Origin of the sequence: Vibrio sp. Isolate34, from assembly GCF_022397915.1 — a bacterium.
Classification (GTDB): Bacteria; Pseudomonadota; Gammaproteobacteria; order Enterobacterales; family Vibrionaceae; genus Vibrio.
In genome coordinates this window covers 1-13,015 of the sequence record NZ_JAKEUO010000030.1, presented here as the reverse complement: position 1 = coordinate 13,015, position 13,015 = coordinate 1, and the positions used below count along the sequence as shown (strand labels likewise).

The window sequence follows — 13,015 nt, the reverse complement described above, 5'->3', positions numbered from 1 at the left end:
GCCAAGCTGTGTTTGTTGAAGAAACGAAGTTACCTGAGCGGCAGTTGGAATCTAATCAGATTAACGCTCTACTTTTGGTGAGTAGATCGAATACGCGGTGATTTGCCCTGCCACAATCGCAGAGAACATAAACAGCGCCGATAAACCGATACTCGGGATGGGCAAGATAGACTGCTCAAACACCGATTGACTCGCGCTCACCAATACGCGGCTACCCGGAACCAAGATGATGATGCCTTGCACGATGTAAATAGACCCCGTGAGTTCCATCTTTTTAGCAATCCAAGTACCGTACAAAGTAATAAGAACGGTGGTTACCCAAGTACCGACAACCCAACCACTATCAAAACCTAGATAGAACGGCCCCCACATACCCAGAACCGCTACAGGCAAACCCAATAAGATGTCTTTAGGGCGAGCATTGAACATCACCCCGATAGATACAGAGATCAACACCAAGCCTGATATGTGCATCCACACTGGCACCGCATTGGTATAGTCGATGGAGACCGCTTGTCCCCATATCGCTTCACCAATATTGAGGCCCATGATAATCCCAACAAACAGCTTGATCAGCGTCAAGGCACTCTGCCCTAGCAAACTGGTACCCGAGACGAGATCGTTAAACGCCAAACATTCTAATGCGTTGGCTATGGATAATCCGGGGACAAATAAGACGATTGACGCAATACACAACGCCCACACAGGAATCGGCAAACCTGTGCTTGCCAAAAACGCCACAAAGATACCCGTCAATAATGCTGAGATAAATTCAACCGCAATTGCACGACGTGAATGCAGGATTTGCTGACATACCCAAACCATCAAACCCAATAACGCAGAAAAGCCAACTGCTTCCAACGTGCTGCCAACTAGCATCAAATAAGCAGGCGGAATACCCATATTAGCTAGTGCGGTAACAAACTTAGAGTAACCGACAGGCTCTGGCACTGGCTCACTGCTTGGTTGGTTGATACGAATGATGGTATTTGCCAACAAACTCAGATTAATTGAAGCAGGCTTTAGGCGCTTAAGAATAACGGCGTTGTTATCGTCTGGAAATTGATAATTAATCGCGGTTGGTGTTGCTTGGATCATCACATCCACACCATGCTTTTTTGCATAGAACTGTGTGTATTTTTCAAGCTTATAGGGAGCACAACCGCTGCGGTGAAGAGTGTCACCAATTTCAACAATTTTGTTAATTCTGAACTGAGAAGGCATGGGTATTTTAGGCGAGACAAAATGTGCGGCAAATGTACCAAACGACAGACGGAATGACGAGACTTTTGCGTGAATTATCAACTAAATTCGTTACTTTTTCCTGCGAACGCACAGAGGCGTGTATTACTCTACTCATTTGGGATTAGTTTAATAAATAATATGAATCGTTCGTAAGTTAAATCTATGCATCCACATTGTTATAAATGCACTTATAGATTTGGCTCAAATCTCGATTGTGTTAACACGTTCAACCATAGAGTTTGCCTACGTAGGTGAGGAAATAACATTCAATATCGGTTTATAAATTCACCCCAAAATCCCTCTCAAAAAAATAAACTAACTGCGACGTTAAACCTTGAGCTTAACGAGAGTTTAGTCACATTTTATTCACTCTATAAACGCCAGACATGATTGAAAAACTAGCGGAGTGGTGGTTATGCGAGCACTTAGAATAAAAATGAAAGAAAAAGGTTTCGTTTTCAGTTAGATGTGGCATTATCAAACTCGTTAAGACGATGTGCGTGCATCGTATAATGGCTATTACCTCAGCCTTCCAAGCTGATGATGCGGGTTCGATTCCCGCTGCACGCTCCAACTCTTCTTAATGCCTCAGTCTTACTCTTAAGACAGTGTGCGTGCATCGTATAATGGCTATTACCTCAGCCTTCCAAGCTGATGATGCGGGTTCGATTCCCGCTGCACGCTCCAACTTCTGTCTAGTTTCAAATTCTCTTTAGTTACAATATCCCTTTAGATTTACCATCTCCTCTTAGCTTCAAAACCTAAAATAATTAGAACAGCGCACTTCATTGTGTGATTTTTTGTATTAAAAAGAGCAATACCAAATGATATTACTCTTTGAATATTCTTAATTTAATTGATTACCTCAATCAAGCTGCCCTTCATCTAAAGCAGAAACAACCCATACTAGCGGCGCATTCCAGTTGATGGTGATCTCGTTCAACGTCCAAGCTCCAATATTATCGCTGTAACACGTTTGTCCAACACACTTACCTTTCATCACAGCGGCAATAGGATCACTAAAACTTACCGAATTTGGGCCTCCAATTAACGCACCCGGCGCTGGTTTTGGTGAACTTTCATCAGCAGCGTAAGCCCAGAATCGGTGATGAGGATTCTCAGCAGGTTTCGTTCCATAACCAGTGACATAAGAGATATTCATCGGGTTACCTCCGAGGATATAATCCATCGCACTAGCCGCCGCTTTGATGTATCGAACATCATTAGAAAAATCGTGAGCGTAAATCAAAAAAATACTTCGGTTTACAAGGTTCGAGTTTGAGCCCCACGAATACTCTTCGACTGTATAAGGGATGTTGTAGCCTTCATTGGCAACTTGCTTGGTATAAGATTCTGCCGTTTTAATGATGTTCTTACGTGCTTGTTCAATAACTTGGCTGTCCAATGAATTAGGTACCACAGCCAAACTCAAGGTGCCAGCAGGAGCCATATACTGCCAGTACATGTCTCCATCTGCATTGATATTACCTTTAGGCACTTCAAGATAGTGTCGCGAATCAACCAATACGTCTTTATAAGCCTCATCATTAGTTGTTATAAAGAGCTCGGCCGCAGCCCAGTATCGCTCATCACTCAATTCGATATCATCATACGGCCCAGAACCTGTGAAGTTGTCGTAAGCATAGATATCTTGATGTTGATTTGCGGCGTTCCATGCTTTGGTCGCTGAATCCAAACATAACTCCGAGAAATCACTGTCGATATCTTTCCAAATGCGTGCGCACTGAGCACCGATTGCCGCCAAATTCAATGAAGCCGCAGCAGTGGGATAACCAACATAACGTTTCTGAGTATCTTTGTGTGGCGGTAATGGCATGCCAGTCCAAGACTCATCTGCGATCTTGTGGAATGCCAGCCCTCTCGCGTTAATCTCGGTAAGTTTGAGATTTTTGCTCGCAGACTGATTACCAATAGGGACAGAGATAGGCGTGTCAGAGTCAACTTGCATCGCCAACATAAATTCAATGTTCCAGCGCGCTTCAGACAACAGCGGATTAACACCGTTGGTTGCTTCAGGGATTTTTACTTTCCCATCTGAAAACGGAAGCGATTTACTCTCTAAGAACTTGCCTCGCTCATATAAATTCAGGAGCGTCCAAGTTGAAATACCACTATTTACTGTGTACTTACCATGGTCGCCCGCATCGTACCAACCACCGGTTGCATCAATAGTCAGATCACAGCCAGGCCATCTATTTCCCCAACTATCGACTTTATCAAAACATGTCACCCTGTCGGACATGTGGCCACCAGGCCTCGCAAGATCCTCACGTTGAACGAACTCAGGTTTTATCTCTATACCGCTACGATTTTGATAAAAGTAAGACAAGGCATCGAGCTTTAACTGGCTATAAACATCACTTCTAATATCGAATGGATAACTGACATCATCGCCGACTTTGATCGTTAATCCGTTCATTGTCTCTGTATAGTTTGAAAGGTTAACTCGGTGAATGTGCTCACCCGACGCTTTATTCAGGCCGAACACTTCTGTTTTACCGAGATCGAGGCTGATCCCAGAATGAGATACTAATGTCCATTTAAGAGGTTCAGTTGACGAGCTTTCAACAAAGATATACTTGTCGGATTGAGGTAAGAAGCCAACTTGGTTAGCTCGAATAGGCATCTTAGTCGCTACTTTTACAAATGGCTTACCTACAACAGAAACGTTATCAACACAGATGACACCCGTTTTCTGTGCTCCTAATTGAAACTGGAATTCTGTATCGGCATCACTATCAAGTTCTTGCACAAAATCAAACGTATAGCTTTGCTTGTCTGTTGATACACCCACGTCACTTAGAAAATAATGCGTATAAGGAGGCCCTTCATGTTGGATCAAGGCTTTCATCTCAGTATCAATATTCGCATATGCATCGAACGACATCTGATATTTTTGGCCTTGCTCTAGACCAATGCCACTGTGACCAAAAATGACATCCCAAGAATTGTTCCCTGGGTTTTTAATATCAATACAAGCTTCGTTGTTTTCTGTTGTTACATCGGCTCCTGCATTCCACCAACCATTCATATTGGCTTCGAAGTTACTATTTCTAATCTGCTCTTCTGCGTGTATCGATCCAGAAGATAAAATCATGACAATCGCGAGAGATAACGTTCCTTTTTGCATCATTCTTCCTTAGAGATGTTTCATATATCCAAGGAAACTAACTAAATAGATTCAATAATAGAGAGTTAACATTCGCAAAAAACAGACTCGTAAAAATAAATCTTATGATTTCTTGTGATGTTTAACACTAAGGAACAAGCTCATGAATCAATTGCATGGATAGCCAAAACGAGTTTGTGACGGTACTTTTGATTTAGCCAAGAGTTTCACAAAAATGCTGGTTTAATAATCTTGGTCAATATCCTAAAAAACGGTTGTGTTAATGTGCGCGCATTAGCAACAACCCCAAAATAGTTAAAAATGTTTAAAAGCAATGAGTTAACAATCAACATCGAAGCAATCAATGTCGCATTGTCAAAAGTCGAAAATGCGAACAAAATTCAGCTTAATACGTTGAAGGGTTATGTGAGCAACGAACCAGAACAGGCCGTGCTTGCGTTTCGTTCATTGAATGAAGTGGAATCGATCGACGACAAACTTAAGAAGATCATGTCAGAGTTACCGCACCTGAGCGGCGAGGCTCACCACCTACTGGAAACATCGATCCTATTACAGTAGTGGCCGAGAAAGATAAGTCTCAGCCAGCACATATGCGTGAGTTAAGACTTATCTTTGATCTTTCTGCTTTGTCGCCCTTAACTATTTAGTACCTATCTATTTAGGTATCTAGATATTAAATAGTGCCTACAGCGTTATCGACTTAGCCATGCCCGCTTCTGCGTGCCCTGGAATATTACACGCGAACTCTACGTGATTGTCACCGTGGAAATGCCACAGCATCTGTTTCGCTTTACCCGGTTTCACCGTCACTGTGCTGCCAGAATCATGGTGGTGGTTACCCATCTTTTTCATCATGTCACGGTGCTCTAATTGTTCTGCGGCAGAACCAATTGAGAATTCGTGGTCGATCTTGCCTGTATTCATCACCACAAACTGAACTACATCATTGGGCTCAATATCGACCTTGTTTTTAAAGGTGATTTTCATGTCATCACTCAATAAAACATGAACCACTTTATCGGGTTTCGCGCCTGTTGCTGGCATACCCACTTCAGACATGCCTTCCATATCCATCATTCCATCCATGTTCATCATCATTGAATGGTCCATCTTTCCATCCTTCATCATGCTGTGATCCATCTTTGAATGATCCATCTCTCCGCTCTCCATCATCGAGTGGTCCATACCTGAGTGGTCCATATTTGAATGGTCACCAGCTGAATGATTCATAGCAGCAAAAGCCGTTGCAGTAGTCAGTGTTAGGGCAATAGCAATCAGTGTCTTTTTCATAGTCGTTCCTTAGATAAATTCAGATTTTAATGTTCATGTGTTAAGCCCTTACCTACTCCTATCTCGCAAGTAAGGGCTTTATAATCAGTACGTTATTTACTTGTCTCGTTTTGGCTCTGAGTGAGCTCACGCTGCTTCCAGAGCTTGAAGATTGCGGGCAACACCAGTAGAGTAAGCAGCAGTGCAGACGCCATTCCTCCTATCATTGGCGCGGCAATTCGTTGCATCACTTCCGAACCAGTACCCTCGCCATACATGATTGGAATTAGACCAATGATGACCGTAAGAACCGTCATCATGACTGGACGCACACGAAGCCCTGCCCCTTCACGAATGGCATCTGTGAGATCAGCTTGCTGAAGTGTTTGTTGGTTCTGTTCTGCATCGAGCTTTTTGTAATGCCACGCTTGGTTTAGATACACCAACATGATCACACCTATCTCGACCGCAACGCCCGCTAGCGCGATGAAGCCTACACCAACCGCAATGGAGAAGTTGTAGTTGAGGTAGTGCATTAGCCACAAACCGCCCACCATGGCTAACGGCAATGTCAGCATGATCATCATCACTTCACCAACACGACGGAAGCTCAGATACAACAGCAACATGATGATGGCGATTGTGATAGGCACAACCACACTCAGGCGATCTTTGGCGCGCTCCATGTATTCGTACTGACCAGACCATGCAAGCGAGTAACCCGCAGGCAATACAATTTGTTCGGCAACCACTTGCTGCGCTTCTGCTACGTAAGAACCAAGGTCACGACCATCAATATCCACAAATACCCAACCGTTAGGGCGTGCATTCTCTGTTTTGATCATTGGTGGGCCATCTTCATAACGAATGTCAGCGACATCAGACAAAGCGATACGAGCACCGTTTGGCGTAACGAGTGGTAAGTTCTGCAACTTCACGACAGAATCACGATAATCTTGCGGGTATCGCACGTTAATCGGGTAACGCTCTAGCCCTTCAACGGTTTCACCAACATTCATCCCACCCACTGCAGTCGAGATAACCTGCTGAACCTCTTTGATACTTAATCCGTAACGAGCAGCAGAACGACGCTTAATGTCTATCGTGACATAACGACCACCAGCCACACGTTCGGCATACACAGAAGCCGTGCCGCTGACACCGTTCAAGATAGGTTCAAGCTGAGAGCCGATATTCTCAATAACACTCAAGTCCGGTCCTGCTATCTTGATTCCGATTGGTGTTTTAATGCCAGTCGCCAACATGTCGATCCGAGTCTTGATTGGCATAACCCATGCGTTAGTCAAACCCGGGAACTGAATCAGATCATCGAACTCTTTACGCAGCGACTCAGTAGTGACACCGTCACGCCATTCATCGCGAGATTTCAGCTGAATAACCGTTTCAATCATGGTGAGTGGTGCAGGATCGGTTGCCGTTTCCGCACGCCCGATTTTGCCCCATGTGGTTTCAACCTCTGGAATGGTTTTGATCAGCTTATTGGTTTGTTGAAGCAATTCACGCGCCTTACCTATCGAGATCCCCGGATAAGTAGTCGGCATGTACATCAAGTCACCTTCATCCAAAGGAGGAATGAACTCGCTGCCAAGCTTGCTGGTTGGGTAATACGCAGACGCCATCAAACCAAGAGCAATAACAATCATCACCTTTGGATACTTTAGGCTGAGGTTCAGAAGCGGTTTGTACATCGCGACCAAACTACGGTTCACTGGGTTCTTATGTTCAGGTAACACGTTGCCACGAATGAAGTAACCCATTAGCACTGGCACAAGCGTGATAGCCAAACCTGCAGCAGCCGCCATTGCATACGTTTTAGTAAACGCGAGTGGCGAGAACATCTTGCCCTCTTGGCCTTCTAATGCGAATACAGGAACAAAGCTTAAGGTAATGATGATCAGCGAGAAAAACAGCGGCGCACCCACCTCTTCTGCCGCCTTACCAATCACTTGCCAACGGTTTTTATCGGTCAGAGGCGTTCGTTCAATGTGCTTATGAACGTTCTCTATCATTACGATCGCACCATCGACCATGGCACCAATCGCAATCGCGATACCGCCGAGAGACATGATGTTGGCGTTAATACCCTGCCAATGCATCACAATGAACGCCCCTAAGATACCGACAGGCAAGCTAAGCGCGATAACCAATGATGAACGAATATGGAACAAGAACAGCGCACACACGATCGCAACCACGATGAACTCTTCAGCCAGCTTCTTCCATAGATTTTCAACCGCAGAATTAATCAAGGTTGAACGATCATAAGTCGCGACAATTTCAACGCCATCGGGTAAACCGGCTTGCAGTTCAGCTAGCTTACTCTTAACAGAATCAATCACTTCGCTGGCATTTTCACCAAAGCGCATCACGATAACGCCACCAACCGCTTCGCCTTCACCATTCAACTCAGAGATGCCACGACGCATCTGCGGGCCAAGGTTAATGTCAGCAATATCACCCAATAGCAGCGGTGTGCCTTTGTCGGTTACTTTTAGTGGCAGTGATTGAATGTCTTCAATACTTGTGAGGTAACCCGTTGTGCGAACCATCTGCTCGGCTTCAGCAATCTCAACCACTGAAGCCCCCGTTTCTTGGTTACCATCTTGGATGGCCTTGTTAACTTGCTGAAGCGTTAGGTCATAAGCACGTAATTTGGCAGGATCTATCTGCACTTGATACTGCTTCACCATGCCACCGACAGTCGCGACTTCAGATACGCCCTCAACGGTTTGTAGTTCATACTTCAAGAACCAGTCTTGCAAGCTACGAAGATCCGCTAAGTCGTGCTTACCCGTTTTGTCTTGCAGTACATAGCTGTATACCCAGCCCACACCGGTTGCATCTGGCCCTAATGTTGGCTTGGCACTTGATGGCAAGTTAGGTGCGACTTGGCTCAGGTATTCCAACACGCGAGAGCGCGCCCAATACATATCAGTATCATCATTGAAGATGATATAGACGTAGGAATCGCCAAAGAACGAATAACCACGAACCGTTTCGGCTCCCGGCACGGCTAACATCGCAGTGGTGAGTGGATAGGTCACTTGATCTTCAACCACTTGCGGCGCTTGACCCGGATAGCTGGTTTTGATGATCACCTGCACATCAGACAGATCAGGAATCGCATCGACGGGCGTGTTTTTAACGCTGTATAACCCACCGAACACGATGGCTACAGTCGCGACCAGAACCAAAAATCGGTTACTGATGGACCAACGAATAATTGCATTGATCATAATGCGCCCTCACCCGCTTCTAAAGATTTGAGCACATAGTCGGAACCTTGCTTTGCCACTAGAAACCGGATGGTTTGACCCTCAGCAAACTCGGATAAATCAAGGTCGTCATTGGCTTGGAAGTTCATTTCACCCGCTTTCCAATCCCACTCGGGTACTGGCTTGTGGTTTACTGTGATCATTCCGAAATCCGGCATTAGCATGGTGATGTCGCCCTTCACCCACACTTCACCCGCCATTTGATGCTCGCTGACCTCGTAATTAACAACTTCATATTGGCCTGATTCCGTTTTCATCATCTCAAAATCAACCACTTGCCCGCGCTTAAGCTGACTGATGTCCAAGCCTTCAGCGAAGGTGAAATTCATCACCATCCCCGGCCAGTCCCATTCAGGAACAGGTTGGTGATTGATGGTCGCCATACGACTGCCTTGCATAACATCTGCAATTTCACCTTTTGCCCAAGCTGTTTCTGCTTGCTCCTCCACACCATTGATTCGTGACAAATCCGCTGATTGGCTAGATTCAGAATCCAACATGAAGTGCGCTGAAGTGACAATGTGTTCACCTTGTGTGAGCCCTTGCAACACTTCGATCTTGTCACCCGCTTCACGCCCTACTTCAATGCGTGCTGAACGGTATTTACCTTCGCCTTCAGACAACACAACACGAGTCATGCCACCGGAATGGATAACCGAAGATCTAGGAATGGTAAGAACTTGGTCGTCACTGATTGGTTTCAGTGCGATATTGGCAAACATGTTCGGTTTGAGCTCGCCATTAGGGTTAGAGAACTTCAAACGAACGCGTAAGGTTCGAGTTTTAGGGTCAAGAATCGGGTACACGTAATCCACATTGCCTTGCCACTCTTTGCCCGGAATCGCGTCCAGTGTCATCTCTGCATTACTACCAGACGAGATCCAGTGTGCTTGGCGCTCAAACACTTCTGCATCAACCCAAACTTCATCTAGCGGCCCTGCACTGATTACCGCTTGTGCAGGTGAAAGGTAACCACCTTCACGAATGTTAAGGCTTGCGATAACGCCATCTGCAGGTGCTTTAATTTCTATGGTTTGTGAAGCTTTACCCTGTCGAGTAATCGAGCGAATCTGAGCTTTATCAACGCCTAACGTAACCAAGCGTTCAGTCGATCCTTTGATCAATCCTTTGCGACCCGTTTTGTAAGCACTCAGAAGCTCTTCTTGTGCCTTAACAAGCTCTGGAGAGTAAAGCGTGAAGAGGACATCGCCTTTATTCACCTTCTCACCAACCGCATTGATATACAGCTTCTCCACCCAGCCCGCAGCGCGAACGTTGGTTTGCCACATTGTACTTTCATCGAACGCCACGTAACCGACGGTCTCAATACGTGGCGACAAAGCTTCCAACCCTACCTTGGCTGTTTTGACACCGAGGTTGTTCTCTACTGATGGGTCAATAAATACAGTGCCAGCTTTGTCTGAGCCACCACTTAAGTCATCGGCATAAACAGGAATCAGATCCATGCCCATTGGCGATTTGCCCGGCTTGTCACGCTGATAATTTGGATCCATCGGTGCAACCCAATAAAGAGGGTCATCACTTGAACTGGCTGCTGAGCTTGTCCCGCTAGACGCAGCCATAGCCGACATATCGTGAGTTGAATTAAAGAGAAAGTGATTTGCACCAAAACCTAATGCACCACCTACCAATAAAGCGATTGTTGCTACTTTTACTGATTTCATTGTCTGTTCCTTATTGATGGTTTGTCGCGGTAAGTTGTGGTTGTGCCACTTGATAATCAAAGCCACTGACGAGTGACGCGAGCTTGCTGTTCACGATGTTGAGGTCGGTAATCAAACGCTGTTGTTCTAGCTTTAAAGCAAGCTCGTCTGCCGTTGCAGAGATCACATCGTTAAATTGTGCAGTGTTGTTTTGGTAGCCTCGCTCCACAGCGCTGATCCGTGCTGTTGTCTGAGGTAATAAGGAATTTTGGTAACGTTCTAAACGTTGGGTGAGGTTCGCCTTATCCACCAATAACGCATTCACTTGCGCGTTCATTTGGGAAAGTAAGGTGTCTTTTTGGGATTTAGCCGCGCCAACTTGGTACTGAGCCGCAGACAAGTTCTTATCTTGTCGGTTGCCCGTAAACAGAGGGATGTCGACCGTTAGATAAGCACTCACAAGATCAGAAGCAGGTTCGCCCGCCATGTTGTTCGCTTGTCGATGGGCATACATCACTTCCACACCAAACTGCGGCGTATAGGCTTGCTCAGCCAGTTCTACTTGAGTTTGGTTAGATGAGATAGTCGCGTCCGTGATCTTAACAAGCGGATGCTCCATCAAAAGTTGATAGTGCTTGGTTGCATCGTTGTTGGTCGCTAACTTACTTTCCAATAACGACCAATCAATTTGATTAGTCGCATGAAGCCTCCCCTGAGGATCAAGAGCCTGAGCCCCTAACCAATCAGAACCCAACCACTCAGACAGTTGAGAGATGAGACGGCGTTGAACTTGTTGGTTGGCTTGCAGCTTTTCATCAAGCTTGCTGACTTGAAGCTGAGCATTGAGTAGATCTTGCGCTTCGCTTTTACCTATCGAGTAATTGGTTTGTACATAGTTCTCTAGCTCAACCAAAAGGCGTCGGTTTTCACGCATCACGCCTTCTGCAACTTGTTGGTAGCCCAGTTCAAGCCATAACTGCGTCATGCTGTTAACAACGGTAAGCTCACGAGCCTGAACTTGAAGCGCTAATCCATCCGCTTGCTGCCCCGCTTTTTTCTGCTGAAGATCGAGTGTATCGCCACGCTCAAATTGCTGCATCAGACCGACCGAGATATTGGTCATCGGGTCTTCATCAAACTGAAAACTATCGACTGGCAAGCCACCGAACCCGACTTTGAGTTTCGGATCCATCAGGGTAGCGCTCGCAATACCGGTTTCACGCATCGCTTGCGACTGAGCAAAGTACTGTTTGCGATTGCTGTCTTGGTTCAATGCTATCTCAATCAATGTATTGAGTTGCTGTGTTGAGCTCTGTTGATCGGCTTGTATTGAAGCTGAAGCTAACGCACTGGCCGAAATAAAAGCAGCACTCGAAACAAAAACAGCAGCGACCACAGCACTCGCGTTTATTCCAAACACGGAGGTTGTTGGTTTTATATTCACAATGAATGTCCATATCTAGCGTTAAATAACGCATATAAAAGATTGGCGTATCAGATTTATGACTCTGATATCGCTATGTTTTTAGATATAGATTTATGCGGTGGGTGGGCGTAACAAAGATTGAGCGCGTGCGACTTTCTGCCCGATAATGACAGATTGAAAACGAGCTAAAGAAGAGACATATGGATTGGCGGCTTGAACAGCCTGAATTGGATAAGAAGTTGCAGAACACACTGAAGCGCAGCAATCGGCACTCGAACAATGGTTACCCATCATGTGGCCGCCGTCTTCGCTCATTGAAGACATAACGCATTGAGCCATCAAGTCATGAGCACTCATATTAGAGTGTTCAGCGTGTGCTTTTTCACTCATCACATGACATCCTGCCATTGAATCACTGGCCGACGTATCGCTGTGGTAACAAGCCGATTTGCTCGAACTCATTTCCATCATCATTACTTCAGTCATCATGGCTGATGAGCTTGAGGCATAGCTAGACATCAACATCGCGATGATGCTGAAAACAGTAATCCAAGTTGTTCGGAGTGTGTCTGTCATAGTTAACCTTTAAATTTATAGAGCCACTATAAAGGTTCCCCTTAGGGTAAGGTCAATGATGAAGGGTAAATATTTGATAAAATTAGCAGTAACTGCTGCATAGATGAACAAAAGGAACACTCAATAAGCGAAAGATGTGACTAGGGCGTGTTGATCTTTGCTGTACATTTCGTGTTCAACAATACATCGGTAGCCACATTAACATGAATGCCAGCGATAACATGCTGGCATAATTCCTTTCTAGCTTGTCATATCTACTTGAAATAGCTCGATAATGCTTAATTCTCCCAAAGGCATTTTCGACCAAGTGACGATACTTGTATAGACACCAATCCATACTGTCTTTGTCTATATCTTGTCCATAATTGCGTTTGGCAATTACCGTTTC

The 13,015-nt window shown here is 45.3% G+C and carries 9 protein-coding genes and 2 tRNA genes; 3 read left to right on the top strand and 8 right to left on the bottom strand.

Annotated features, from left to right (window positions below):
- Positions 1 to 60 precede the first annotated feature (60 nt).
- Complete coding sequence (locus L1D22_RS21115; protein ID WP_239831139.1) at positions 61 to 1,224, bottom strand: threonine/serine exporter family protein; 1,164 nt, start codon at positions 1,222 to 1,224, stop codon at positions 61 to 63.
- Positions 1,225 to 1,743: 519 nt separating this feature from the next.
- Between L1D22_RS21115 and L1D22_RS21110 the strand changes: the two genes are divergently transcribed.
- Both L1D22_RS21110 and L1D22_RS21105 read left to right on the top strand, forming a co-directional pair.
- Positions 1,744 to 1,818, top strand: a tRNA-Gly gene (locus tag L1D22_RS21110).
- A 39-nt stretch (positions 1,819 to 1,857) separates the two neighbouring features.
- A tRNA-Gly gene (locus tag L1D22_RS21105) sits at positions 1,858 to 1,932 on the top strand.
- A gap of 178 nt (positions 1,933 to 2,110) precedes the next feature.
- Here L1D22_RS21105 and L1D22_RS21100 read toward each other — a convergent pair.
- On the bottom strand, positions 2,111 to 4,396 hold the full coding sequence (locus L1D22_RS21100; RefSeq protein ID WP_239831123.1) for a glycoside hydrolase family 9 protein: 2,286 nt from the start codon (positions 4,394 to 4,396) through the stop codon (positions 2,111 to 2,113).
- A 300-nt stretch (positions 4,397 to 4,696) separates the two neighbouring features.
- Between L1D22_RS21100 and L1D22_RS21095 the strand changes: the two genes are divergently transcribed.
- The gene (locus tag L1D22_RS21095) at positions 4,697 to 4,954 is read left to right on the top strand and encodes a hypothetical protein (RefSeq protein ID WP_239831122.1); all 258 of its coding nucleotides are present in this window, start codon (positions 4,697 to 4,699) and stop codon (positions 4,952 to 4,954) included.
- A 126-nt stretch (positions 4,955 to 5,080) separates the two neighbouring features.
- Here the strand turns inward: L1D22_RS21095 and L1D22_RS21090 are convergent, their stop codons facing one another.
- The 6 genes from L1D22_RS21090 to L1D22_RS21065 form a co-directional block, all read right to left on the bottom strand.
- The gene (locus L1D22_RS21090) at positions 5,081 to 5,686 is read right to left on the bottom strand and encodes a cupredoxin family protein (RefSeq protein ID WP_239831121.1); all 606 of its coding nucleotides are present in this window, start codon (positions 5,684 to 5,686) and stop codon (positions 5,081 to 5,083) included.
- A gap of 92 nt (positions 5,687 to 5,778) precedes the next feature.
- Positions 5,779 to 8,922: an efflux RND transporter permease subunit gene (locus L1D22_RS21085; protein ID WP_239831120.1), complete on the bottom strand. Its 3,144-nt coding sequence runs from the start codon at positions 8,920 to 8,922 to the stop codon at positions 5,779 to 5,781.
- Entirely contained in the window at positions 8,919 to 10,646 is a 1,728-nt protein-coding gene (locus L1D22_RS21080; protein ID WP_239831119.1) for an efflux RND transporter periplasmic adaptor subunit, read from the bottom strand. Before L1D22_RS21080 ends, L1D22_RS21085 begins: the two co-directional genes overlap by 4 nt.
- 10 nt (positions 10,647 to 10,656) lie before the next feature.
- Positions 10,657 to 12,063 carry a TolC family protein gene (locus tag L1D22_RS21075; RefSeq protein ID WP_239831138.1) on the bottom strand — a complete coding sequence of 469 codons (1,407 nt, stop codon included), beginning with the start codon at positions 12,061 to 12,063 and terminating at the stop codon, positions 10,657 to 10,659.
- Positions 12,064 to 12,162: 99 nt separating this feature from the next.
- Entirely contained in the window at positions 12,163 to 12,627 is a 465-nt protein-coding gene (locus tag L1D22_RS21070; protein ID WP_239831118.1) for a hypothetical protein, read from the bottom strand.
- Between the two features lie 175 nt (positions 12,628 to 12,802).
- Positions 12,803 to 13,015: transposase (locus L1D22_RS21065; protein WP_157933609.1), on the bottom strand; the 213-nt coding region annotated here is incomplete at its 5' end.